The sequence below is a fragment of the Salmonella sp. SAL04214 genome (assembly GCF_046550615.1).
Classification (GTDB): domain Bacteria; phylum Pseudomonadota; class Gammaproteobacteria; order Enterobacterales; family Enterobacteriaceae; genus Salmonella; species Salmonella enterica.
On the sequence record NZ_JBGDXT010000003.1, the window covers coordinates 448,784 to 474,787 of the forward strand.

Below are 26,004 nucleotides of genomic sequence, written 5' to 3' on the forward strand. Positions count from 1 at the left end.
GTTACCCCTTAGTTTTTCCGGAACATTTTCAGCATACGCTGAGTCACGGTGAAGCCACCGAAAATATTAATGCTGGCGATAAGCACCGCGATAAAGCTCAGGAAGCTGACCCAGCCGCCCTGACCAATTTGCAATAATGCCCCGACAACAATAATCCCTGAAATTGCGTTGGTCACCGACATTAATGGCGTATGAAGCGCATGAGACACGTTCCACACCACGTAATAACCAACCACGCAGGCGAGCGCAAACACGGTAAAATGGCCGAGGAACTCTTTTGGCGCGACATCGGCCAGCCAGCCAAAAAGAATGATCGCCAGCGCCATTAACGCATACTTCCGCCAGGGTGAAGCGGGCTTTTCCGGCTCTTTTGGCGCAGGTGCTGCTTTAGGCGCGGCCTGTGGCTGCGCGGAAACCTGGATTGGCGGCGCAGGCCAGGTAATGTCGCCGTCGCGAATCACCGTCACGCCACGGATCACGACATCGTCAAAATCCACGTCAATATTGCCGTCTTTCTCTTTGCACAGCAGCTTCAGCAGGTTAACCAGGTTGGTGCCATAAAGCTGGGATGACTGCGTCGGCAAACGCCCCGGTAGATCGGTGTAGCCAATTACTTTCACGCCATTGTCCGTCGTCACAACCTGATTGGCGACGGTATATTCGCAGTTACCGCCATTCTGCGCGGCCAGGTCGACAATCACGCTGCCAGCCTTCATAGAATCGACCATATCGCGGGTAATCAGCTTCGGCGCAGGTTTGCCCGGAATCAACGCGGTGGTAACAATGATATCGACTTCTTTGGCCTGGGCGGCAAAGAGCGCCATTTCCGCTTTGATAAACGCCTCGGACATCACTTTGGCGTAACCATCGCCGCTACCGGCTTCCTCTTTAAAATCCAGTTCGAGGAACTCAGCCCCCATACTCTGGACCTGCTCTTTGACTTCAGGACGAGTGTCAAACGCGCGGACAATCGCCCCCAGGCTGTTTGCCGCGCCGATAGCCGCAAGACCGGCTACGCCCGCGCCAATCACCATCACCTTCGCCGGCGGCACTTTCCCGGCGGCAGTGATTTGGCCGGTAAAGAAGCGCCCAAATTCATGCGCGGCCTCTACAATGGCGCGATAACCCGCGATATTCGCCATTGAGCTTAACGCGTCGAGCGATTGCGCGCGGGAAATACGCGGCACGGAGTCCATCGCCATCACCGTAACCTTACGTTCGGCAAGTTTCTCCATTAACCCAGGATTTTGCGCAGGCCAGATAAAACTGACCAGCGTAGTCCCGGGGTTCAGTAAAGCGATTTCCTCTTCTTCAGGCGCATTAACCTTGAGAATAATTTCCGACTGCCAGATAGCATTGCCGTCTACAATATCCGCGCCAGCCTGCGCAAACGCTTTGTCGTCAAAACTTGCCAGTTGACCCGCCCCGCTTTCGATAGCGACGCTAAACCCCAGCTTCAGTAGCTGCTCTACCGTTTTCGGCGTCGCAGCGACACGGGTTTCATTGGGTAACCGCTCTTTTGGTATGCCAATTCGCATAAATGTTCCCTTCCATCGGTATTTTTGATGATGGTTTGTCAGTAAGCGCGAGAAGCGTACGCCTGCCCGCGTTTGAGGTAAATGTTACCCCAGCAGAATAAAACCGTTACAAACTCTCTATAACCTACTGAAAATAACGCCTGTGATCTAGCGCCAAAAAACAGAATTTTTTATCAAATTTGCAAAACATGAACGATTCAGCCGCTAAGCAGCCATAATGCCTTGAAAATGGCCTGCGAGGGCTGATAATTCGCTCAAATTTGACAGCAAAACATCATTAAACCTCTGCCGGGATCAAGAAATTAACATTAAATTAACTTATTAAATTTATGCGCTTCATTAGCTTAGCCGCCCGGACGCCGTTTTTTTCGACATATCGGCAAATGTTATCATCAAAGATAGGATACATGACACGATGCGTGAAAAATCCCGCAGACATCCATATGGTTTAAATGCAATAATCAGCCACGTTTCTAGTCAATAACAATACCAGTACCTGGTTTGCGCAAGGCGAAGGATTATTTTTATGAAGCTTAAGAACACTCTCCTGGCGTCGGCTCTGCTTTCTGCGGCTGCTTTTTCTGTCCATGCAGCAACAGAACTGACGCCGGAGCAAGCGGCTGCACTAAAACCTTATGACCGCATCGTTATTACCGGTCGTTTTAATGCTATTGGCGATGCGGTCTCCGCCGTGTCCCGCCGCGCAGATAAAGAAGGCGCAGCCTCCTTCTATGTTGTCGACACCTCGGAGTTCGGCAACAGTGGTAACTGGCGTGTTGTGGCGGACGTGTATAAAGCCGACGCGCCGAAAGCCGACGCGCCCAAAAATCGTGTCATTAATGGCATCGTGGAACTACCGAAAGACCAGGCCGTACAATTAGAACCGTATGACACCGTCACCGTTCAGGGCTTCTACCGTAGCCAGCCGGAAGTTAACGATGCCATTACGAAAGCGGCGAAACAAAAAGGCGCATACGCTTTCTATATTGTTCGTCAGATAGATGCGAATCAGGGCGGAAACCAGCGCATCACTGCATTTATCTATAAACAAGATGCGAAAAAACGCATCGTCCAGAGCCCGGACGCTATTCCGGCAGACTCTGAAGCTGGCCGCGCCGCGCTGGCTCAGGGCGGCGAAGCTGCGAAGAAAGTCGAAATTCCAGGCGTCGCCACGTCAGCCTCGCCGAGCGCCGAAGTAGGCCGTTTCTTCGAAACGCAATCCTCCAAAGGCGGACGTTACACTGTCACACTTCCGGATGGCACAAAAGTTGAGGAGCTGAATAAAGCGACGGCTGCGATGATGGTGCCTTTCGACAGCGTTAAGTTCACCGGCAACTACGGCAATATGACAGAAATCTCCTATCAGGTCGCCAAACGCGCGGCGAAGAAAGGCGCTAAGTATTATCATATTACGCGTCAGTGGCAGGAGCGCGGTAATAACATCACCATCAGCGCCGACCTCTATAAATAAGGCGCGCGTCGCCATCAGGCTTTCTCGCCGGATGGCGGCATACCTGCCTTATCAGGCCTACACGATCGTTCAACGGCAGGCCTGATAAGCCGCCATCCGGCACTTTCTCGCGGGATGCCAGTTCCGTCAAATATCGCGATGAATCTCACTTTTCGCTTTTTTGGCGATAAATCTTATCCAGGCCGTTGCATGCGGTCCCTTCTCTCCGTAAAATCCCGCGCCTTAGTGGCTTTCACCATTTTTATGCGTTTTGCCATAATAATTATTCTTCCAATTTCATTTTTATAGCTGGATACCAATGGAAAAAAAACTGGGACTGAGCGCGCTGACCGCGCTGGTTTTAAGCTCAATGCTTGGCGCAGGTGTTTTCAGTCTGCCCCAGAATATGGCCGCCGTTGCCAGTCCGGCTGCGTTGTTAATTGGCTGGGCCATTACCGGCGTGGGGATACTCTTACTGGCATTCGCCATGTTAATCCTTACGCGCATTCGCTCCGAGCTTGACGGCGGCATCTTTACTTACGCCCGCGAAGGCTTCGGCGAACTGATTGGCTTTTGTTCTGCCTGGGGCTATTGGCTGTGCGCGGTCATCGCCAACGTATCCTATTTGGTTATCGTTTTTTCAGCGCTGAGTTTCTTTACCGATACGCCTGCCCTGCGTCTGTTTGGCGACGGTAATACCTGGCAGGCTATTGTCGGCGCTTCAGTCCTGCTCTGGATTGTCCATTTCCTCATCCTGCGCGGCGTACAAACGGCAGCCAGCATCAATCTGGTCGCGACTCTGGCGAAACTGTTGCCGCTCGGCGCGTTTATTGTGCTGGCTATCATGATGTTCAAACTGGATACCTTCACACTGGACTTCACTGGTGTTGAACTCGGTATTCCCGTATGGGAACAGGTCAAGAACACCATGCTTATTACGCTGTGGGTGTTTATTGGCGTTGAAGGCGCCGTCGTCGTCTCGGCCCGAGCGAAAAATAAACGCGATGTAGGCCGCGCCACGCTACTGGCAGTACTCGCAGCGCTGGGAATATATCTCCTGGTCACGCTGCTTTCTCTTGGCGTTCTGGCGCGTCCGGAACTGGCGGAGATGCGCAACCCGTCGATGGCCGGTCTGATGGTGAAAATGATGGGGCCGTGGGGAGAAATTATTATTGCAGCGGGACTGATTGTGTCTGTCTGCGGGGCTTATCTAAGCTGGACTATCATGGCGGCGGAGGTGCCGTTTCTGGCGGCAGCCTATAAATCCTTCCCGGGCATCTTCACGCGACAAAATGCGCAAGGCGCGCCTTCTGCGTCGTTATGGCTCACCAATATCTGTGTGCAAATCTGTCTGGTGCTGATCTGGCTGACCGGTTCGGACTACAACACACTATTGACGATTGCGTCAGAAATGATTCTGGTGCCCTACTTTCTGGTCGGCGCATTTCTGCTGAAGATTGCAACGCGTCCCCTCCATCGGGCGGTCGGTATCGGAGCCTGTATTTATGGCTTATGGTTGTTATACGCGTCGGGTCCCATGCACCTGCTGCTGTCCGTCGTGCTGTACGCGCCTGGATTACTGGTTTTCCTGTATGCGCGTCGGACGCACAAGCATGACAACGTATTAAATCGTCAGGAAGTCGTGCTGATTGGTTTATTGCTGGTCGCGGCGGTTCCGGCTACGTGGATGCTGGTGGGTTAACCCCCCCCATCGTAATATCCGTCTGTATTACGATGGGGAAACCACGGTCTTTGCCAATATTAATGCCATTTAATCCAGCAAAAAATCAGCAGCCACGCGCTTAGCCCCCAGCAGACCACCGCACCGCCAAGCGCGACGGGCAGGCGCATCACGCCGCTGAAATACCATAGCGTTGCAAGATAAATGAAATAAGGAATGATCGACCACATGCTAAAGACGATGGTGGTACGCATCGCGTCGATGCCCCGCTCGCTGGCCACGATATAGTGCGCGATAAGCGCAAACGTTGGAAACAGAGGAATTAATCCGGCGATATAATAATTTTTCGTTTTTGACAGCAGACCAATCAATACGACGACCAGCGCCCCCAGGGCAGCTTTAATCACGAGTCCCATTACCTTGCCTTAACATGCTAATAACAACAGCGTGTAGCATAACGGAACCGCTCTCGTTTAGAAAAGATTTATGGAAGGGAAAACAGAGGCGGTGTATGTTGGCGTTTTCTATTCTCCATTTATAATATGAACCGCATTGTATTTGTTGAAGACGACGCTGAAGTGGGTTCTCTCATTGCCGCTTATCTGGCGAAACATGATATTGATGTCATTGTTGAGCCGCGTGGTGACCGGGCGGAGGATCTTATCCTCACCACTCAGCCCGATCTGGTTTTACTGGATATTATGCTTCCAGGTAAAGATGGCATGACGATATGCCGCGATCTGCGCCACCGCTGGCAAGGCCCGATTGTCCTGCTCACCTCGCTGGACAGTGATATGAATCATATTCTGGCGCTGGAGATGGGCGCTTGCGACTACATCCTCAAAACCACGCCTCCGGCCGTTTTGCTGGCGCGTCTGCGCTTACACCTGCGGCAAAGCGAACAAACGCAACAGGCAAAAAGTCTTCAGGAGAGCGCGCTTACGCCGCATAAAGCGCTGCGTTTTGGCGCGTTAACCATCGATCCCCTTAACCGGGCGGTCCAGCTCAACGGCGATTTCATATCGCTCTCCACCGCCGATTTTGAATTGCTCTGGGAACTGGCGACACACGCCGGACAAATTATGGATCGCGACGCGTTGCTAAAAACGCTGCGCGGCGTCAATTATGATGGTCTGGATCGCAGCGTGGATGTGGCGATTTCCCGCCTGCGTAAGAAACTGCTGGATAGCGCTGCTGAGCCCTATCGTATAAAGACCATTCGCAATAAAGGCTATCTTTTTGCCCCTCATGCCTGGGACGAAACGACGGGATAAGTTAGCTGCAGATTTTACCTGCCTTTATCAAATCACAGTGGCGATGCTCATCACCGCCACTGTTCAAAAAACAGACATTGTATACATGAATGCTATTTTTATTAGTCGAAACGGCCCCTTTATTACCGTTTTCTCTGCGTTGCGGTTCTTCATTACGTCTTTTTCGCCCAAGAAAATTAAATTAAAAAAACTCGAAGCCAGTTCACAAAATTGATAACAGAATGTCTGACCGGCGCTATATTGCCGTCTTTTTTCGCAAATTGTGAAATCAAACAAATCATAATCATGAATATATAATAACAAATATATTCACCATAAATATATGCGTTTCCGATAGTAACTTTTGTATTAATTAATAACATATAAGAAAAGTTAGCATTTGCTGAAATAATATTATTCAGATTAGGATGCCTTTGATTCAACGAATCTGTAGAAGTTCAATCTTTTGCAAATAAGTTAAGTTTTTAAGGATAAAAAAATGAAAAGAAAAGTATTGGCACTTGTCATCCCGGCTCTGCTGGCTGCTGGCGCGGCACACGCCGCTGAAGTTTATAACAAAGACGGCAATAAGCTGGACCTTTACGGGAAAGTAGACGGCCTGCACTATTTCTCTGACAATAGTGGCTCTGACGGCGACCAAACCTATGTTCGTTTCGGTTTTAAAGGCGAAACGCAGATTAACGACCAACTGACTGGTTACGGCCAGTGGGAATATAACGTTCAGGCTAACACTACCGAAGGCGAGGGCGCTAATTCCTGGACTCGTCTGGCATTCGCCGGCCTGAAATTCGGCGACTACGGCTCATTCGACTATGGTCGTAACTACGGCGTCCTGTACGACGTGGAAGGCTGGACCGATATGCTGCCTGAGTTCGGCGGCGACTCCTATACTTACGCTGACAACTACATGACCGGTCGTGCTAACGGCGTGGCCACCTACCGTAACACTGATTTCTTCGGTCTGGTAGACGGTCTGAGTTTTGCTCTACAATACCAGGGCAATAATGAAAATAGCGGTAACGGTAATGAAGGTACAAATAACCGTACTGATGATGACGATTTCCGTAGAGAAAACGGAGATGGTTTTGGTATTTCTACCACTTACGATTTTGGTATGGGCTTTAGCGCAGGTGCTGCCTACACAACATCTGACCGTACAAACGATCAGGTTTCGCATGGCGAACAGTATGCAAAAGGCGATAAAGCAGATGCATGGACTGCTGGCTTGAAATATGATGCCAACAACATCTATTTAGCCACTATGTATTCTGAAACCCGGAATATGACGCCATATGGCTCTTTGGATTCTGATGCTCAGGGTGGTGTGGCTAATAAAACACAAAACTTTGAAGTTACTGCGCAGTACCAATTTGATTTCGGTTTACGTCCGGCAGTTTCCTTCCTGATGTCTAAAGGTAAAGACCTTGTCAATAAAGGCGTAAATGAAGACAAAGATTTGGTCAAATATGCTGATGTCGGCGCCACCTACTATTTCAACAAAAACTTCTCCACCTATGTTGATTATAAAATCAACCTGCTGGATGACGACGATAACTTCTATGCAGATAACGGCATTAATACCGATGACGTTGTCGCGCTGGGTATGGTTTACCAGTTCTAATTATTCATTAATTCTTCTCAAGCCCGCCGTTTCGGCGGGCTTTTCTTTTTTCATCACCACCGTTCTAAAAACAGAACGCACTGTTCCCTGGGCACAGATTGAACAATTCTTGTTCGCTCTCTATGGTTTGCTTATCGCCCGACAAAAGGAACATGCTAATGATCAGTCTCGTCCCGCCTCTGCTTTCCAGAACCGCGCTTCTCTTTCTGCTCACGGCCACAGGCGCAGCCACCGCCGCCCGCCCGGCAGCGGATATTATTTTGCATAACGGTAATATCATCACTCTGAATGATGCCCTGCCGCAGGCCAGCGCGCTGGCGATTTCCGGCTCGCGGATTGTGGCGATTGGCGATGATACGGCGACAAATGAATGGCGCGGCGACCATACCCGTACCATCGATTTACAGGGTAAAACCGTGATACCCGGCCTGACCGATACTCACATCCACGCCATTCGCGGCGGACAAACCTGGACATTCGAAACCTACTGGTACGACAGCCCTTCGCTTAAAGACGCGCTGGATAAATTACGCGCCGACGCTAACCGTCGTCCCCACGATCAATGGGTAGCCGTAGTGGGATCGTGGATACCGGCACAATTTGCAGAAAACCGGGCGCCGACGGTAGCCGAATTGAGCCACGCCCTTCCCGATCATCCGGCTTATATTCAGTATCTGTACGACTATGCGTTAGTGAATCAGCGCGGTATAGACGTACTTGGCCTTAACAACACCCCTCCTCCTGATTTAGCGGGAATCCGCGTAGAGCGCGACGCAAAAGGTAGCGCCACGGGGAAATTATTTGGTGACATCGCCGCGTTCAATCAGCTTTTTGCCAGCATAAGTAGTAACGCCGATCGCGAGGGCGGTCTGCGGCAATTTTTCGCTGATATGAACGCTCGCGGCGTGACCGGCATCATTGACCCCTCTGCCGGGCCTGCCGCCGCTTATGAGCCTTTATTTGCAATGCGAAACCAGGGGGATTTACCGCTGCGCGTGGGGTATCGCATTCCGGTACAGCCAGAAGCGAAAGGTCATGAAGCGCAGTGGTTCAGCAACCTGATGGCCTTTCGCCCGGCGCGTGCCGATGACGGGCAACTGGCTTTTCTTGGCCTGGGGGAAAGCCTGGTGGCCGGAATGAATGACGGCGTGCGGATGGCCCCAGGGTTTTCTTCCTCAGAGCAGGACAAAACCGCGCTTCGCCAGGTCGCGACGCTTGCGGCAAAACGGGGAATACCGCTTGAGATCCACGCCTATACCGATGACAGCGCCGACGCGATATTGACGATTTTTGAGCAGGTAGCGCAGCAGTACGATCTGCGCCCTCTCCGCTGGTCTATTGCGCATCTGAATACCGGTTCGCCACAGACGCTTGAGCGAATGCGTAAGCTGGGTCTGGCATACACTGTGCAAATGGGGCCTTACTTTGAGGGGCTTGCCATCCGTGACGCCAATCCACCCGGCGCGACGGACAATTCGCCGCCGGTTCGACTGGCGCTGGATAAAGGGCTTGTCGTAGCTGGCGGCACCGATTCGACGCGTATTGGCATTGCCGGTGTCTGGCACGCTATCGAATATCATATCACCGGTATAGCGTCAGGCGGTTCCGTGCGTAAACCCGCCAGCGAGCGGCTCACGCGTCTGGAAGCGCTAGCGTTATATACACGTCATGCCGCCTGGCTCGCCTTTGCCGAACAACACCGGGGCCAGCTTAGCGTCGGAAAACAGGCCGATCTGGCGGTACTCAATCAGCCATTTATGACGATGCCGGAAGACAGAATTGATACCATTCGCGCTGTTTTGACGCTTGTCGATGGACGCATTGTTCACGAAAGTCCGGACCTTAACGCCGGACAATGAGGTTGTCAGTTGACGCAAAGCCTGCTTTTATAACCCACCAGCGGCGCTGACGGGAAATCTTTTTCGTCAGCGCGCGATAGAGCTAATGTATTGAGATCCGGTGGGCGTTGATGAAAAAGCTGTTTGTGCAGTTTTACCTTTTGCTGTTCGTCTGTTTTCTGGTCATGACCTTATTGGTCGGACTGGTGTACAAATTCACCGCCGAACGCGCGGGCAGGCAATCGCTCGACGATCTGATGAAAAGTTCGCTCTATCTGATGCGCAGCGAACTGCGGGAAATTCCGCCGCGTGAATGGGGGAAAACGTTAAAAGAGATGGACCTGAACCTCTCTTTCGATTTACGCGTTGAACCGTTAAATCACTATAAGCTTGATGCCGCCACCACGCAGCGACTGCGTGAAGGCGATATTGTCGCGCTTGACGATCAATACACCTTTATTCAGCGTATCCCGCGCAGCCATTACGTCCTGGCGGTTGGCCCGGTTCCCTATCTCTATTTCCTGCATCAAATGCGACTGCTGGATATCGCCTTAATGGCGCTCATTGCCTTTTCTCTCGCCTTTCCTGTGTTTATCTGGATGCGTCCGCACTGGCAAGAAATGCTCAGGCTCGAATCCGCCGCGCAGCGCTTTGGCGAGGGTCATTTGACTGAACGCCTGCACTTCGATAATGGCTCCAGTTTCGAACGTCTGGGCGTCGCGTTCAACCAGATGGCGGATAACATTAATGCCCTGATCGCCAGTAAAAAACAGCTGATTGACGGTATCGCCCATGAGCTTCGCACGCCGCTGGTACGTTTACGCTATCGGCTTGAAATGAGTGAAAATCTGACACCGCCGGAATCACAGGCGCTCAATCGCGATATTGGTCAACTGGAAGCGCTGATTGAAGAACTGCTCACCTATGCGCGCCTTGACCGACCGCAAAATGAACTGATGTTGACCGAACCCGACCTCCCCGCATGGTTGCTCGCGCATTTGCAGGATGTGCAGAGCGTGACCCCGGAACGTGCCGTAAACCTTCTCACATCTGTAATCGGCGATTATGGCGCGCTTGATATGCGGTTAATGTCGCGAGTGCTGGATAACCTGCTGAATAATGCGTTGCGCTACAGTCGTACCACCGTTCAGGTCAGTCTGTTACTCGACGGCAGTCAGGCAACATTGATAGTCGAAGATGATGGCCCCGGCATTGAAGCGGATGCGCGTGAGCGCATATTTGAACCTTTTGTCAGACTCGACCCCAGTAGAGATCGGGCGACAGGCGGCTGCGGGCTTGGACTCGCCATCGTACACTCTATCGCCCTGGCGATGGGCGGTAGCGTCGTCTGTGACGAGAGCGAACTGGGCGGCGCAAAATTTAGTTTTCGCTGGCCGGTCTGGCACGCGATGCCCGACATGACCGCTGCCTGACGCATTTTGTACGCTGGTTGAGCGGCGGGAACTGTGCTATACATATAGTATGTTGTAACTAAAGTGAGTGATACCATGTCCCGCTACGATCTCGTTGAACGCCTGAATGGCACTTTTCGCCAGATAGAACAACACCTGGCGGCGCTGACGGATAATCTACAGCAGCATTCGCTACTTATCGCCCGTGTCTTTTCACTGCCGCAGGTGACCAAAGAGGCGGAACATGCGCCGCTGGATACTATAGAGGTAACGCAACATCTGGGGAAAGAGGCCGAAGCGCTGGCGCTACGTCACTATCGCCATTTGTTTATTCAACAGCAGTCCGAAAACCGCAGCAGTAAAGCCGCCGTCCGCCTGCCTGGCGTCTTATGCTATCAAGTGGATAATGCGACACAGTTAGATCTGGAAAATCAGATACAGCGCATTAACCAGTTGAAAACCACCTTCGAGCAGATGGTTACAGTAGAGTCCGGTCTTCCCTCAGCGGCACGTTTTGAGTGGGTGCATCGGCATCTACCCGGCTTAATTACGCTGAACGCTTACCGCACGCTGACGCTTATCAATAACCCCGCCACCATACGTTTCGGCTGGGCAAATAAACATATTATTAAAAATTTAAGCCGGGATGAGGTTCTGAGCCAGTTGAAAAAAAGCCTCGCGTCGCCGCGCAGCGTCCCGCCATGGACGCGCGAACAATGGCAATTCAAGCTGGAACGGGAATATCAGGATATCGCTGCCTTACCGCAGCAGGCCCGACTCAAGATTAAGCGTCCGGTTAAAGTACAGCCGATCGCCCGCATCTGGTATAAAGGCCAGCAGAAACAGGTGCAACACGCCTGCCCCACGCCGATTATCGCATTAATCAACACGGACAACGGCGCAGGCGTGCCGGATATTGGCGGGCTGGAAGACTATGACGCCGATAATATTCAGCACCGTTTTAAACCACAGGCGCAGCCGCTGCGACTGATTATTCCGCGACTGCACCTGTATGTGGCGGATTAACGTCCCGGCGTCATACTGCCAACCATCAACTCCGGACGTACCCAGGCGTCGAACTCCTCGTCGCTAAGGTATCCTAATGCCACGGCTGAGGCTTTGAGCGTCAGCCCTTCTTTATGCGCCTTCTTCGCAATCTCCGCCGCTTTATCGTAACCGATGTGCGTATTGAGCGCAGTGACCAGCATCAGCGACTCATTCAGCAACTGCGTAATACGCTCGCGGTTTGGCTCGATTCCTGACGCACAGTGTTGATTGAAACTCGCCATGCCATCGGCCAGCAGGCGCACCGTTTGCAGAAAATTATGAATAACCATCGGACGATAGACGTTGAGCTCAAAGTTGCCCGATGCGCCCCCCATATTGATGGCCACATCGTTACCCATCACCTGGCAACATAGCATCGTTACCGCTTCACACTGGGTCGGGTTCACTTTACCAGGCATAATGGAACTGCCTGGCTCATTCTCCGGGATAGCAATCTCGCCAATGCCGCAGCGCGGGCCGGACGCCAGCCAGCGAACATCGTTGGCGATTTTCATCAGCGAGGCCGCCAGTCCTTTTAATGCGCCATGCGCCTGTACCAACGCGTCACAGGTCGCCAGCGCTTCGAATTTATTCGGGGCGGTAACAAACGGCGCCGCGGTAATCGTCGCCAGTTCCTCGGCCACGCGCCGGGCATATTCCGGGTGGGTATTAAGCCCTGTCCCCACTGCGGTTCCGCCGAGCGCCAGTTCCGCGACGTGCGGTAAACTGTGCTCAATGTGTCTGAGGTTATGTTCCAGCATGGCTACCCAACCGGAAATCTCCTGGCCTAAGGTGAGCGGCGTCGCGTCCTGCAGGTGAGTACGGCCAATTTTGACAATATCGGCGAAAGCATGGGATTTATCGCGAAGCGTATCCGTTAATGCGGATAATTGCGGGATAAGGTGTTCGCGCAACGCCAGTAACGCCGCCACGTGCATGGCGGTTGGGAACACATCGTTTGAGCTTTGACTCTTATTGACGTCATCATTGGGATGCACCTTGCGTTCCATACCGCGAACGCCGCCCAAAATTTCACTGGCGCGGTTCGCTAACACTTCATTCATATTCATGTTGCTTTGCGTACCGGACCCGGTCTGCCAAATCGCCAGCGGAAACTCATCAGCATGTTTTCCCGCCAGCACTTCATCAGCCGCCTGGATAATCGCGCTGGCTTTTTCCGCCGCCAACAACCCTAAGTCCTGGTTGACCTTCGCAGCAGCGCGCTTGGTCAACGCCAGAGCGTGAATGAGCGAGACGGGCATTTTCTCCGTGGAAATCCGAAAATGCTCCAGCGAACGTTGAGTCTGTGCCCCCCACAGTTTATCTGCCGGGACTTCAATCGCGCCCATTGAATCTTTCTCGCGGCGTACCGTTACCATTACCTGCTCCTTACTCAAGTTGATGAGATCATGTGTCGACATTGCTCACATGTTTGCGGTCTTATGAGTATTAACGATAACAACACAACGGTGTAGACCGGATAAGGCGCTTGCGCCGTTCTCCGGCAAAATAGCGAATCATGTTACCGCCCCGCAGGGCGGCGACATTACTTAACGCAGCGCGCGCACTGCGATGACTGAATCTGCTGGAAGAAATCGTTGCCTTTATCATCCACCAGAATAAAGGCCGGAAAATCCTCCACTTCAATTTTCCAGATAGCCTCCATACCCAGTTCAGGATATTCCACGCACTCCAGGCGCTTGATACTGCCCTGCGCCAGAACGGCTGCGGGGCCGCCGATACTGCCCAGGTAGAAGCCACCATGTTTCTTACAGGCATCGGTCACCTGCTGGCTGCGGTTGCCTTTCGCCAGCATGATCATACTGCCGCCCTGCGACTGGAGCTGATCAACATAAGAGTCCATTCGTCCTGCGGTAGTCGGCCCAAGCGACCCGGAGGCGTACCCTTCCGGCGTTTTTGCCGGCCCCGCATAATAGATAGGATGATCTTTGATGTACTGCGGCAAACCTTCGCCTCTGTCCATCCGTTCTTTCAGTTTAGCGTGCGCGATGTCGCGGCCCACAATAATCGTGCCGTTCAGCGACAGGCGCGTTGATACCGGATACTGCGACAGTTGTTGCAGTATCTCGCTCATGGGACGGTTAAGATCAACGCGCACCGCCTCGCCCTCTCCCGCCTGGCGCAGCGCCTCAGGAATATATTTACCGGGATTGCGCTCCAGCTTCTCGATCCAGATCCCTTCCCGGTTGATCTTCGCTTTAATGTTTCGATCCGCGGAGCAGGACACGCCCATACCTACCGGACACGATGCCCCGTGGCGCGGCAATCGGATGACACGAATATCGTGAGCGAAATACTTGCCGCCGAACTGCGCGCCTAAGCCAAGATTTTGCGCCTCAAGCAACAATTCTTTTTCCAGCTCAATATCGCGGAAGGCCTGCCCGTGTTCATTGCCTTCGGTCGGTAGCGCATCATAGTATTTTGCCGAGGCCAGCTTAACGGTCTTCAGGTTCGCTTCCGCCGAGGTGCCGCCAATGACAAACGCAATGTGATACGGCGGACAGGCGGCGGTACCCAGCGTACGCATTTTATCAACGAGATAATTTTTGAGCTTACCCGGCGTCAGAAGCGCTTTTGTCTCCTGATAGAGGTAGGTTTTATTCGCCGATCCGCCGCCTTTAGCGATACAGAGGAATTTATATTCATCGCCATCGACGCTGTAGAGATCGATCTGCGCCGGCAGGTTAGTACCGGTATTGACCTCTTTGTACATATCCAGCGCCGCGTTCTGTGAATAGCGCAGGTTATCTTCGATATAGGTGTTATATACGCCGCGAGCCAGCGCCGCTTCATCACCTCCACCAGTCCAGACGCGTTGGCCTTTTTTGCCGACAATAATGGCCGTACCGGTATCCTGGCAGGTGGGCAACACGCCCTTGGCCGCGATATCGGAGTTTCGCAGGAATTGCAGCGCGACATATTTGTCGTTTTCACTGGCCTGCGGATCGCGCAGAATATCCGCCACCTGCTGCTGATGCGCGGGACGTAGCATAAAAGACGCATCGTGGAAGGCCTGACGCGCCAACAACGTTAGCGCTTCCGGCGCGACTTTCAGGATCTCTTGTCCTTCGAATTCGGCGACGGAAACATGTTCGCTGGTCAACAAGTAGTACTCGGTATCGTCCTTTTTGAGGGGAAAAGGGTCTTGATAAAAGAAGGGTTTGTTTGACATTGTGCTCTCACTTACCGCTCGGTATGGTTATTCTATGGGCAGGTGTTCCATTGCCCGACTCAAAGCGAGTAACACTATCCTACACAATTTTTTAACAAAAACTGAGACAAGTACGACTTTTTACGCGCGGAGGTTACTTCATGCGGGTTTCTTGGTTTAATACCTCCCATTGATCTCCACATTGAAACAGGGCTTGATAATGCAAAAACTCATTAACTCAGTGCAAAACTATGCCTGGGGAAGTAAAACTGCGTTAACGGAACTTTATGGCATCGCCAATCCGCAGCAGCAGCCAATGGCTGAACTCTGGATGGGCGCGCATCCCAAAAGCAGCTCGCGAATCACCACCGCCAACGGCGAAACCGTCTCCCTGCGTGACGCCATCGAAAAGAATAAAACCGCCATGCTGGGCGAAGCGGTAGCCAACCGTTTCGGCGAACTGCCGTTTCTGTTTAAAGTACTGTGCGCCGCACAACCGCTCTCTATTCAGGTGCACCCGAATAAACGCAACTCCGAAATCGGTTTCGCGAAAGAAAATGCGGCGGGTATCCCCATGGATGCCGCAGAGCGGAACTATAAAGATCCTAACCATAAACCAGAGCTGGTTTTTGCCCTGACGCCTTTCCTGGCGATGAACGCGTTCCGCGAATTTTCTGACATTGTCTCTTTACTGCAACCTGTCGCCGGCGCGCATTCCGCTATCGCCCACTTTTTGCAGGCGCCGAATGCTGAACGTCTGAGCCAGCTTTTCGCCAGCCTGTTGAATATGCAAGGCGAAGAAAAATCCCGCGCGTTAGCCGTACTCAAAGCGGCGCTTAACAGCCAGCAAGGCGAACCGTGGCAAACGATCCGCGTGATTTCAGAGTATTATCCTGACGACAGCGGGCTTTTCTCTCCTTTGTTGCTGAATGTGGTCAAACTGAATCCCGGCGAGGCGATGTTCCTGTTTGCCGAAACGCCTCATGCTTATCTGCAGGGCGTTGCGCTGGAAGTCATGGCGAACTCCGATAACGTTCTGCGCGCTGGCCTTACGCCAAAATATATCGACATCCCTGAGCTGGTCGCGAACGTGAAGTTCGAACCTAAGCCTGCCGGCAAGTTGCTGACTGCCCCGGTGAAAAGCGGCGCGGAGCTGGACTTCCCAATTCCGGTTGACGATTTTGCTTTTTCACTGCACGACCTGGCGCTTCAGGAGACGAGCATCGGCCAACACAGCGCCGCGATTCTGTTCTGCGTTGAGGGTGAGGCGGTGTTACGTAAAGATGAACAGCGTCTGGTACTGAAGCCGGGTGAATCTGCCTTTATCGGCGCGGATGAGTCTCCGGTTAACGCCAGCGGCACGGGCCGTTTAGCGCGTGTTTATAACAAGCTGTAGCAACGTACTGAATTTTTTAACAACTCTTGCTAAGCTTATAACAGACGTAAAACTCCTCCAGGCGGTTTAATCCGCCTGGTTTCATTTTTATGGACAATTGATATGAAAAAAACACTGGTAGCTGCAGGTGTAGTGATTGCACTTGGCATCGTCTGGACAGGCGGCGCCTGGTATACGGGGAAAAAGCTGGAGAACCATCTTTCAGAAATGGTGACTCAGGCCAATGAACAGCTCAAGCGTACTGCGCCGGAGGCCGGTGTCGAATTAAGTTATCAAAACTACCAGCGTGGCGTGTTCAGTAGCCATCTGCAACTGGTTGTCAAACCGGTTGCCGGCGCAGACAATACCTGGTTGAAGCCCGGGCAAAGCATTGTGCTGGACGAGTCCGTTTCACATGGCCCCTTCCCGCTCGCCCAGCTCAAAACGCTCAATCTGATCCCTTCTATGGCGTCGGTAAAAACCACCCTGGTGAATAACGATGCGGCAAAACCCCTCTTTGATATCGCGAAAGGCGACACGCCCTTTGTTATCAATACCCGCATTGGTTATGGCGGCGATACCCGCTCCGATATCTCTCTCAAGCCGTTAAACTACGAGAATGCCGGTGAAAAGGTCGCCTTTAGCGGCGGCGAGTTCCAGCTTAACGCCGATAAAGACGGTAATGTGGTTTCGCTGTCAGGCGAAGCGCAGAGCGGCCTGGTCGATGCCGTTAACGAATATAATCAGAAGGTCCAACTCACCTTTAATAATTTGAAAACCGACGGTACCAGTAAACTGGCAAGCTTTGGCGAACGTGTGGGCGACCAAAAGTTAACGCTGGATAAACTGTCCATCGCCATTGAGGGTAAAGAGATGGCGGTGCTGGAAGGGATGGAAATTGCCGGCAAGTCCGATCTCGTCAACGACGGAAAAACCATTAACAGCCAGTTGGATTACTCGCTTAACAGCCTGAAAGTGCAGAATCAGGATTTGGGCAGCGGTAAATTAACGCTGAAAGTCGGTCAAATCGACGGCGAAGCCTGGCACCAGTTTAGTCAGCAATATCATGCGCAAACGCAGGCGCTGTTGAATCAGCCGGACGTGGCGCAGAATCCTGAGCTTTATCAGCAAAAAGTCACTGAAGCGTTCTTTAGCGCTCTCCCCGTGCTGTTAAAAGGCGATCCGGTACTGACCCTGGCGCCGCTTAGCTGGAAAAACGCCAAAGGGGAAACCACGCTGAATCTGTCGCTGTTCCTCAAAGATCCGGCAACCACAACGGCACAACCGCAAACGCTGGCGCAGGAAGTCGACCGCTCCGTGAAATCGCTGGATGCGAAACTGGCAATTCCAATGGACATGGCGGTCGAGTTTATGACGCAGATAGCAAAACTGGAAGGCTATCAGCAGGATGATGCGGAAAAACTGGCAAAACAACAGGTGCAGGGGCTGTCCGCAATGGGTCAGATGTTCCGACTGACAACGCTGAAGGATAATACTATCGCCTCCAGTTTGCAGTACGCCAATGGCCAGATCACGCTCAACGGACAAAAAATGCCGTTGGAAGACTTTGTCGGCCTGTTTGGGATGCCGGCGCTTTCCGTTCCGGACGTTCCGGCGCTGCCTCAACAATAATCGCCTTGCCGGGTGTCGCGACGCTGCACCCGGTCTGCGCCGAACGACGCGCAGCCTCTACTTTTGCGTTACCAGGCGAGCGGCTATCGTTTGACTCCGCACATGGTGCTCGTCGTGAGCAATACGCTGCAATATTCGTTCGGCCAGGGTATAGCCTATTTCTCGCGCCGGCGTACTGGCCCAGATAATCGGCAGGTCGTCGAGGGCGTTCTCCGCCACATCAGCAAACGCCGCCAGCGACACCTGCTGCTCGAAATAACGATCGACACCGCTCTCGCCACTCTGTCGTCCGGCTCTCAGCAGGCCAAACCACGCCCCCATCGCAATGGTTTCGTTGTAACAAACGACAGCGCTAATGGTCGGATTGTATCGCAACAGCGCGGTAATGCTTTCTGCTGCCTGTTTCTGACTGGAAGCGCATTCCACGACCCACTCGCTGTGAAACGGTAGACCGTATTTTAACAACGTCGCGCAATAGCCGCCCACGCGCTCCGCGCGGGTTAAAGATGCGCTTTGTCCTCCCAGCCAGGCGATGCGCTGATGGCCCTGACGAATAAGGTACTCCGTCAGGAGTTGCGCCGCCTGCATGTTGTCAGGCCGAACGGTATCCGCATCATCAAGATAGCTGGCGCGTGACGCAAACACCACCGGAATTCCTTGTGCGTCGGCCTGCGCTCTTCTTCGCCAGCGGTGCTCTCGCTCACGGCGCATATTGCCGCGTATCAGCACGGCGCGCCGTGGCTGGATGCGTTACGCGCCTCGCTGGCGGCTAATATGCGCTATATTGAGCAGGCGCTGAATGGCGCCTTTCCGACGTTGAACTGGCAAGCGCCGCCATCGACCTATCTGGCCTGGATTGATCTCCGTCCACTCGGCATTGACGATCAAAAATTACAGCACACGCTCATTCATCAGGAGAAAGTCGCCATTATGCCCGGCGATACCTATGGCGCCGAAGGCCGGGGATTTGTGCGTCTGAATGCCGGATGCCCTCGCCTGAAACTTGAAAAAGGCGTCAACGGATTGATTAACGCTATCCGCACCGTTCGCTGATACTGTCTACAAGCGGGGGGTTGACCCTTTATCCTAAGATGCGATAACAGAGACAACTCCCGTGAGCTGACCGGGGGCGCGTTAAAGAGAATGATACAAAATTTCTCCCGCGCTCTCGCGAAGTTGCAACGTAATGACTCCGTTTTTGCAAAATTTCCAGAGCATTATTAATCTGTAGTATAATGGTGCGCACTTTTATTAAAAATTGAGTGCGCCCATGATTGATATTACGCTTCCTTTGACTGACATCCACCGCCACCTTGATGGCAACATTCGCGCCCAAACAATTCTGGATCTTGGTCGGCAGTTCAACATCGCCCTTCCCGCCCAAACGCTGGAAACGCTGATTCCGCATGTCCAGGTCACCTCAACCGAACCCGATTTAGTGAGCTTTCTCACGAAGCTCGATTGGGGGGTAAAAGTCCTGGCATCGCTTGACGCCTGCCGCCGTGTGGCCTTTGAAAATATTGAAGATGCCGCACGTAACGGCCTGCATTACGTCGAGCTTCGCTTTTCGCCCGGCTATATGGCGATGGCGCATCAGTTACCGATCGCAGGCGTGGTTGAAGCCGTTATCGACGGTGTACGCGACGGCTGTAACACGTTTGGCGTCGAGGCGCGACTCATTGGCATTATGAGCCGCACCTTCGGCGAGGCGGCATGTTTACAGGAGCTTGATGCGCTGCTGGCGCACAGAGAGAAAATCACCGCGCTGGATTTAGCCGGTGATGAGCTGGGCTTTCCCGGCAGTCTGTTTTTGTCGCACTTTAATCGGGCGCGCGATGCGGGCTGGCATATTACCGTTCACGCTGGCGAAGCCGCAGGGCCGGAAAGTATCTGGCAGGCGATTCGCGAACTGGGGGCCGAGCGTATCGGACATGGCGTAAAAGCTGTCGAAGATCGCGCGTTAATGGATTTTCTTGCACAGCAGCGTATCGGTATTGAATCCTGTCTGACCTCGAATATTCAGACCAGTACCGTCGCATCGCTGGCAGATCATCCGCTCAAAACCTTCCTTGAGCATGGCGTTCTCGCCAGTCTTAATACGGACGATCCGGCTGTTCAGGGCGTAGATATTATCCATGAATATCACGTCGCCGCGCCAGCGGCAGGATTGAGCCGCGAACAGATTCGCCAGGCGCAGATTAACGGTCTGGAAATCGCCTTTCTGAGCGATGGCGAAAAACGTGCGCTGCGCGAAAAAGTGGCCGCGGCGTAAAATTGCTTTATTGATGCTAACGCCCTCTCTCCGCCTGCGGTTTAATGCTATCCCAGGCGAAGAAATGCGACATCTCAGGCAAGACACAGCGTCGCGCGATGTTTTGCCGATTCCATGCCCAGTTCAATCAACTCCATAATTTGAATCGCCTGACTTGCCGGCACGGGATTTTCACCGTTACCGTTTAACGCATCGCGGATGGCGGCATAATATGCCGGATAGTTACCCGGCAACGTAAGCCAGTTTTCTTCTTTGCGCGTCTCTCCCTCAACCAGGGTCAATACGCCGTCACGCATGTCGTATCCCCAGTCTTCCTGCGGTAAACGCTCGCCGTTTTTTAACCGTTCCTCCTGGGGATCGAGGCCATATTTAACATAGCTACCGCGCGAACCATGAACGATGTATCGCGCGGATTCCGCCGCGGCCAGCATCGTACCGTGCAAAATCACGCGGCGCTGGGGGTAGGATAAAATCGCGTGGAAATAATCTGTAGATTGCGCGCCCGGACGCAGCTGCGCTAAATCCACCGTCATGCTGACCGGCAGGCCAAAAAGTTGAATGGCCTGATCCAACAAGTGCGGCGCCAGATCGTACCAGATACCACTTCCCGGCCCGCCTTGCTCGCGCCAGCGGTCGCGCACCTGGGGACGGAAGCGATCAAAGTGGGATTCAAACAAGGACACCTCGCCGAGCACGCCATCCGCCAGCAAGGCCTTCAGCGTCAAAAAATCGCTGTCCCAGCGTCGGTTGTGGAAGACGGAAAGTACCCGGCCAGTGCTCCGCGCAAGCGCATCCAATTCTCGCGCCTGTGACAGTGTCACGGTAAAGGGTTTATCAACCACCACATGCTTACCGGCTTCCAGCGCAGCTTTCGCCAGCGGGAAATGGGTATCGTTGGGCGTCGGGATCACGATCAGGTCGATATGCGGATCGTTAAATAAATGTCGGGGCTCAGAGACCACGGAAACCGCCGGCCAGTCTGCTTTCACTTTTGTTTCATCGCTGCTGGATACCGCCGCAAGCTCTAGCCCTGGCGTTCCCATAATTAAGGGCGCATGAAAGGTTTTACTGGCGTAGCCATAACCGATTAACCCAACGCGGATTTTGTCATTCATCTCACTGCCTCCGGTTTTAGATATCGCTATTCCACACCATCGTGCGATTAGCCGCAATAGCGTCCTGACCATCAACGTAGCATCAAATGATTAACTTGTTACAGAACAGAGGCTGAAAACGTTTCCCTCCCTCTTGCCGACCGTTCGCCAGGAAAGTAACATTTACCCTCTGTGTTTATGGATAAATCAAAGCAAATGTCGTCAATAATGAATCGTCTTATTGAATTAACTGGGTGGATAGTTCTCGTTATCTCAGTCATTCTTTTAGGTATTGCCAACCATATTGACAATTACCAACCACCAGAGCCCACGGCTTCCGTCCAGAAGAAGTAAGCGTCAGATAATGTAAAGGCATTTTCGCGTGGTACGGTAAGCGGCGCCCCGGGGGGTACAAAGAAAAGTCAAAAACCGGCAAAAAAAACGAAATATGTCCTATCTGGTCTGACGTTTATTGCCTGTTGTAGGAAAGCGCGTTAACCTTTCGCCCCAGGCGCCATGTGGCGCCTGACTCTTTACCGGTAAGAATATTCCCTTTTTACCTGCACCCCTGACCTCTCACTGGTGCGGTTTTGTTTATTTTTTATCAGTGACTACTCCGTTGGCATTATATTTAATATGGATCAACTTTATATGACTGTTCAGGATTATCTATTAAAATTCCGCAAAATTAGTTCGCTCGAAAGTCTGGAAAAACTGTTCGACCACCTTAACTATACCCTTACTGATGACATGGACATTGTTAATATGTATCGCGCTGCAGATCACCGCCGTGCCGAACTGGTTTCCGGAGGACGCCTGTTTGATGTAGGTCAGGTTCCGCAATCCGTCTGGCGCTATGTGCAATAAAGAAAGTAGCGTTTAACATCAAAAACCTTATAATATTTGCCCCAAAATGAGCGGCATGGCCGTTAATGCGCGTAACCCCGGAGAAGATATGACTACAACACCGCCACAACGAATTGGAGGCTGGCTTCTTGGCCCGTTAGCCTGGCTGTTAGTCGCGTTGTTGAGCGCCTCGCTGGCGTTATTACTCTACGTTATGGCGCTTGCCACACCGCAAACGTTCAAGACGCTTAGCGGACAGGAAACCGGTAATTTACTGCTATGGGGCATTTCATTTATTACCGCTATCGCCATGTGGTACTATACCCTGTGGTTGACAATCGCATTCTTCAAACGCAGACGCTGCGTGCCGAAGCATTACATTATCTGGCTGCTGGTGTCGGTGTTACTGGCGGTTAAAGCATTTGCCTTTTCGCCCGTCTCAGATGCCTTTGCCGTGCGTCAGTTACTCTTCCCACTGTTGGCGACGGCGCTCATTGTGCCTTATCTCAAACGTTCAGCGCGCGTTAAAACAACGTTTGTTAATCCGTAATAACCCTACAGTTAACCTGTTGTCGCCTGTGGTAGTTTGACAGATAATAGGCGGCTTTTTTATTTCAGGCCGAAACATGACTGATTACCTGCTGCTCTTTGTCGGAACTGTACTGGTCAATAACTTTGTACTGGTCAAATTCCTGGGCCTTTGTCCCTTTATGGGCGTATCCAAAAAACTGGAAACCGCCATGGGGATGGGCCTCGCGACGACCTTTGTCATGACGCTGGCGTCGATATGCGCCTGGCTTATCGACACCTGGATACTTATTCCGCTGGATCTGATTTATCTGCGGACGCTGGCCTTTATCCTCGTCATTGCTGTGGTCGTGCAATTTACCGAAATGGTTGTGCGGAAAACCAGCCCGGCGTTATACCGCTTGTTAGGCATCTTCTTACCACTGATTACCACTAACTGTGCGGTTCTGGGCGTAGCGTTACTGAATATTAATCTCGGTCATCACTTTCTTCAGTCGGCGCTGTACGGATTTTCCGCCGCCGTCGGTTTTTCATTAGTGATGGTTCTGTTTGCCGCCATCCGCGAACGCCTTGCCGTGGCGGATGTGCCCGCCCCTTTTCGTGGTAACGCGATAGCATTGATTACCGCAGGATTAATGTCTTTGGCCTTTATGGGCTTTAGTGGTTTGGTGAAGTTGTAATGAATACTATCTGGATTGCCGTTGGCGCCCTGACCCTTCTGGGCCTGGTGTTCGGCGCCATTCTGGGTTATGCCTCCCGCCGATTCGCGGTTGAAGATGATCCGGTTGTTGAAAAAATCGATGCGATTTTGCCGCAGAGCCAGTGTGGTCAGTGCGGCTATCCCGGCTGTCGCCCCTACGCTGAAGCCGTGGGTCTCCAGGGCGAGAAAATCAATCGTTGCGCGCCCGGCGGCGAAGCCGTCATGCTGAAAATGGCAGAGCTGCTAAACGTAGAGCCGCAGCCATGCGATGGTGAAGAACAGCAGGCCGCGCCAGTACGTATGCTGGCAGTTATTGATGAAAATAACTGCATTGGCTGCACAAAATGTATTCAGGCCTGCCCGGTTGACGCCATCGTTGGCGCAACGCGCGCCATGCACACGGTCATGTGCGATCTCTGTACTGGCTGTAATCTGTGCGTCGATCCGTGTCCGACGCACTGCATCGAATTACGTCCGGTGAATGAGACGCCCGACAGTTGGAAATGGGATTTGAACACCATTCCCGTTCGCATCATTCCCGTGGAACAACATGCTTAAACTATTTTCCGCTTTCAGAAAAGATAAAATCTGGGATTTCGACGGTGGTATTCATCCGCCCGAAATGAAGACCCAGTCAAACGGCACGCCGCTGCGCCAGGTGCCTTTAGCGCCGCGCTTTGTTATCCCTTTAAAACAGCACATTGGCGCTGAGGGCGAGCTGTGCGTTAGCGTCGGCGATCGCGTGCTACGCGGCCAGGCGCTTACCCGTGGACGTGGGAGAATGCTGCCGGTACACGCGCCCACCTCCGGGACGGTTATCGCTATTGCCCCCCACTCGACGGCGCATCCTTCGGCGCTGGCGGAGTTAAGCGTCATCATTGATGCCGACGGCGAGGACCGCTGGATTGAACGCGAGGGCTGGTCTGATTACCGCGCCCACAGCCGTGAAGCGCTCATTGAACGCATTCATCAGTATGGCGTTGCCGGGCTTGGCGGCGCAGGGTTTCCCACCGGCGTTAAATTGCAGGGCGGCGGCGATAAAATCACCACGCTTATTATCAATGCCGCAGAGTGCGAACCTTACATTACGGCGGACGATCGTCTGATGCAGGACTGCGCCGCGCAGATTGTGGAAGGTATTCGCATCCTGGCGCATATTCTGCAACCGCGTGAGGTATTAATCGGCATTGAAGATAACAAACCGCAGGCTATTTCCATGCTGCGCGCCGTACTGGCTGACGCCCACGATATTTCGTTACGTGTGATCCCAACCAAATACCCTTCCGGCGGCGCAAAACAGCTTACCCAAATACTGACGGGAAAACAGGTTCCCCACGGCGGGCGCTCCTCTGATATTGGCGTGCTGATGCAAAACGTCGGTACGGCTTATGCCGTTAAACGCGCCGTGATTGACGGCGAACCGATCACAGAACGCGTCGTCACCTTAACGGGTGAAGCGGTAAGCCGTCCGGGTAACGTCTGGGCGCGGCTCGGCACTCCCGTTCGTCATTTGCTTAACGATGCCGGGTTCTGCCCTTCTGCTGACCAGATGGTCATCATGGGCGGCCCGTTGATGGGATTCACCCTTCCCTGGCTTGACGTACCGGTCGTAAAAATCACCAACTGCCTGCTGGCGCCATCCGTGACTGAAATGGGAGCGCCTCAGGAAGAGAAAAGCTGTATTCGTTGCAGCGCTTGCGCTGACGCCTGCCCTGCCGACCTTTTACCGCAGCAGCTTTATTGGTTCAGCAAAGGGCAGCAGCATGACAAGGCTACCGCTCACCATATTGCTGATTGTATAGAATGCGGCGCCTGCGCCTGGGTCTGCCCAAGTAATATTCCGCTCGTCCAATATTTCCGTCAGGAAAAAGCAGAGATTAATGCAATCAGGCTTGAAGAAAAACGCGCCGCCGAAGCCAAAGCACGTTTTGAGGCTCGTCAGGCAAGACTGGAGCGTGAAAAAGCCGCCCGCCTTGCACGTCACAAGAGCGCAGCAGTACAACCAGCGGCAAAAGATCAGGACGCCATTGCCGCTGCGCTGGCGCGGGTAAAAGAGAAACAGGCGCAGGCCACGCAACCGGTGGTTATTCAGGCGGGTAGTCTGCCAGACAATAGCGCCGTCATCGCGGCCCGTGAAGCGCGTAAAGCGCAAGCGCGCGCTAAACAAGCCGCTCATCCGATGGCTGACAGCGCGATACCCGGCGACGATCCGCGTAAAGCCGCGGTGGAGGCGGCTATCGCCCGCGCCAAAGCCCGCAAGCAGGAGCAGCAGGCCGGAAGCGAACCTGCCGAACCGGTCGATCCGCGTAAAGCCGCGGTGGAAGCGGCTATCGCCCGCGCCAAAGCCAGTAAGCAGGAGCAGCAGGCCGGAAGCGAACCTGCCGAACCGGTCGATCCGCGTAAAGCCGCGGTGGAAGCGGCCATCGCCCGCGCCAAAGCTCGTAAACAGGAGCAGCAGGCCGGAAGCGAACCTGCCGAACCGGTCGATCCGCGTAAAGCCGCGGTGGAAGCGGCCATCGCCCGC

The 26,004-nt window shown here is 53.1% G+C and carries 21 protein-coding genes and 2 pseudogenes; 17 read left to right on the forward strand and 6 right to left on the reverse strand.

Annotation, left to right across the window (positions count from 1 at the left end; all coding sequences use genetic code 11):
• Positions 1-8: 8 nt before the first annotated feature.
• Entirely contained in the window at positions 9-1,538 is a 1,530-nt protein-coding gene (gene pntA, locus ACLJQD_RS07935) for a Re/Si-specific NAD(P)(+) transhydrogenase subunit alpha (protein ID WP_001219360.1), read from the reverse strand.
• 526 nt (positions 1,539-2,064) lie between these two features.
• Between pntA and ydgH the strand changes: the two genes are divergently transcribed.
• Both ydgH and ACLJQD_RS07945 read left to right on the forward strand, forming a co-directional pair.
• Positions 2,065-3,009, forward strand: coding sequence for a DUF1471 family protein YdgH (ydgH, locus tag ACLJQD_RS07940; protein WP_000769294.1), 945 nt, complete (start codon positions 2,065-2,067; stop codon positions 3,007-3,009).
• 298 nt (positions 3,010-3,307) lie between these two features.
• Positions 3,308-4,690: an amino acid permease gene (locus tag ACLJQD_RS07945; RefSeq protein WP_017441037.1), complete on the forward strand. Its 1,383-nt coding sequence runs from the start codon at positions 3,308-3,310 to the stop codon at positions 4,688-4,690.
• Positions 4,691-4,749: 59 nt separating this feature from the next.
• On the opposite strand, the gene ACLJQD_RS07950 is transcribed toward ACLJQD_RS07945, so the two are convergent.
• Positions 4,750-5,085, reverse strand: coding sequence for a GlpM family protein (locus ACLJQD_RS07950; protein ID WP_000524877.1), 336 nt, complete (start codon positions 5,083-5,085; stop codon positions 4,750-4,752).
• A gap of 126 nt (positions 5,086-5,211) precedes the next feature.
• Between ACLJQD_RS07950 and rstA the strand changes: the two genes are divergently transcribed.
• From rstA to tus, 5 genes are all read left to right on the forward strand, one after another.
• Positions 5,212-5,943 carry a two-component system response regulator RstA gene (gene rstA, locus ACLJQD_RS07955; protein ID WP_001080048.1) on the forward strand — a complete coding sequence of 244 codons (732 nt, stop codon included), beginning with the start codon at positions 5,212-5,214 and terminating at the stop codon, positions 5,941-5,943.
• A gap of 478 nt (positions 5,944-6,421) precedes the next feature.
• Complete coding sequence (ompC, locus tag ACLJQD_RS07960; RefSeq protein WP_000824335.1) at positions 6,422-7,564, forward strand: porin OmpC; 1,143 nt, start codon at positions 6,422-6,424, stop codon at positions 7,562-7,564.
• A 152-nt stretch (positions 7,565-7,716) separates the two neighbouring features.
• Positions 7,717-9,423, forward strand: coding sequence for an amidohydrolase (locus ACLJQD_RS07965; protein ID WP_072103455.1), 1,707 nt, complete (start codon positions 7,717-7,719; stop codon positions 9,421-9,423).
• A 110-nt stretch (positions 9,424-9,533) separates the two neighbouring features.
• Complete coding sequence (gene rstB / locus ACLJQD_RS07970) at positions 9,534-10,835, forward strand: two-component system sensor histidine kinase RstB (protein WP_000732949.1); 1,302 nt, start codon at positions 9,534-9,536, stop codon at positions 10,833-10,835.
• Between the two features lie 75 nt (positions 10,836-10,910).
• Positions 10,911-11,840, forward strand: coding sequence for a DNA replication terminus site-binding protein (gene tus, locus ACLJQD_RS07975; protein WP_017441034.1), 930 nt, complete (start codon positions 10,911-10,913; stop codon positions 11,838-11,840).
• Here tus and fumC read toward each other — a convergent pair.
• Positions 11,837-13,240: a class II fumarate hydratase gene (gene fumC, locus ACLJQD_RS07980; RefSeq protein WP_000259117.1), complete on the reverse strand. Its 1,404-nt coding sequence runs from the start codon at positions 13,238-13,240 to the stop codon at positions 11,837-11,839. The two genes, tus and fumC, sit on opposite strands and share 4 nt — an antisense overlap.
• Positions 13,241-13,407: 167 nt before the next feature.
• Positions 13,408-15,054 (reverse strand): class I fumarate hydratase, encoded by a 1,647-nt coding sequence (gene fumB, locus ACLJQD_RS07985; protein WP_000066609.1) that lies wholly within the window; start codon positions 15,052-15,054, stop codon positions 13,408-13,410.
• Positions 15,055-15,253: 199 nt separating this feature from the next.
• Here fumB and manA point away from each other — a divergent pair, with 199 nt between their 5' ends.
• Together manA and ACLJQD_RS07995 are read left to right on the forward strand one after the other, a co-directional pair.
• Positions 15,254-16,429, forward strand: coding sequence for a mannose-6-phosphate isomerase (gene manA, locus ACLJQD_RS07990; protein WP_001170624.1), 1,176 nt, complete (start codon positions 15,254-15,256; stop codon positions 16,427-16,429).
• Between the two features lie 102 nt (positions 16,430-16,531).
• A complete protein-coding gene (locus ACLJQD_RS07995) occupies positions 16,532-18,040 on the forward strand; it encodes a YdgA family protein (RefSeq protein ID WP_017441033.1) in 1,509 nt (502 codons plus the stop codon).
• A 57-nt stretch (positions 18,041-18,097) separates the two neighbouring features.
• Here the strand turns inward: ACLJQD_RS07995 and malI are convergent.
• Positions 18,098-18,700: pseudogene (malI, locus tag ACLJQD_RS08000) on the reverse strand (Mal regulon transcriptional regulator MalI); the annotation flags it as partial.
• Positions 18,701-18,718: 18 nt separating this feature from the next.
• Here malI and ACLJQD_RS08005 point away from each other — a divergent pair.
• Positions 18,719-19,093, forward strand: a pseudogene (locus ACLJQD_RS08005) (aminotransferase class I/II-fold pyridoxal phosphate-dependent enzyme); the annotation flags it as partial.
• Positions 19,094-19,310: 217 nt separating this feature from the next.
• Entirely contained in the window at positions 19,311-20,312 is a 1,002-nt protein-coding gene (add, locus tag ACLJQD_RS08010) for an adenosine deaminase (protein ID WP_000565565.1), read from the forward strand.
• Between the two features lie 74 nt (positions 20,313-20,386).
• Here add and ACLJQD_RS08015 read toward each other — a convergent pair whose 3' ends face one another.
• Positions 20,387-21,427: an oxidoreductase gene (locus ACLJQD_RS08015; protein WP_000998242.1), complete on the reverse strand. Its 1,041-nt coding sequence runs from the start codon at positions 21,425-21,427 to the stop codon at positions 20,387-20,389.
• Between the two features lie 207 nt (positions 21,428-21,634).
• On the opposite strand from ACLJQD_RS08015, the gene blr reads away from it, so the two are divergent.
• The 6 genes from blr to rsxC form a co-directional block, all read left to right on the forward strand.
• Positions 21,635-21,760, forward strand: coding sequence for a division septum protein Blr (gene blr / locus ACLJQD_RS08020; RefSeq protein ID WP_001708800.1), 126 nt, complete (start codon positions 21,635-21,637; stop codon positions 21,758-21,760).
• A gap of 297 nt (positions 21,761-22,057) precedes the next feature.
• Positions 22,058-22,273 (forward strand): transcription modulator YdgT, encoded by a 216-nt coding sequence (gene ydgT / locus ACLJQD_RS08025; protein ID WP_000217946.1) that lies wholly within the window; start codon positions 22,058-22,060, stop codon positions 22,271-22,273.
• Between the two features lie 88 nt (positions 22,274-22,361).
• A complete protein-coding gene (locus tag ACLJQD_RS08030; protein ID WP_000214061.1) occupies positions 22,362-22,802 on the forward strand; it encodes a DUF2569 domain-containing protein in 441 nt (146 codons plus the stop codon).
• A 76-nt stretch (positions 22,803-22,878) separates the two neighbouring features.
• Positions 22,879-23,460, forward strand: a complete 582-nt coding sequence (rsxA, locus tag ACLJQD_RS08035) for an electron transport complex subunit RsxA (RefSeq protein ID WP_000133179.1) — start codon at positions 22,879-22,881, stop codon at positions 23,458-23,460.
• Positions 23,460-24,038, forward strand: a complete 579-nt coding sequence (gene rsxB / locus ACLJQD_RS08040; RefSeq protein WP_017441032.1) for an electron transport complex subunit RsxB — start codon at positions 23,460-23,462, stop codon at positions 24,036-24,038. The genes rsxA and rsxB overlap by 1 nt, the downstream gene beginning before the upstream one ends.
• Positions 24,031-26,004 (forward strand): electron transport complex subunit RsxC (rsxC, locus tag ACLJQD_RS08045; RefSeq protein ID WP_410967612.1); only part of this gene is annotated, 1,974 nt, incomplete at its 3' end. The genes rsxB and rsxC, both read left to right, overlap by 8 nt.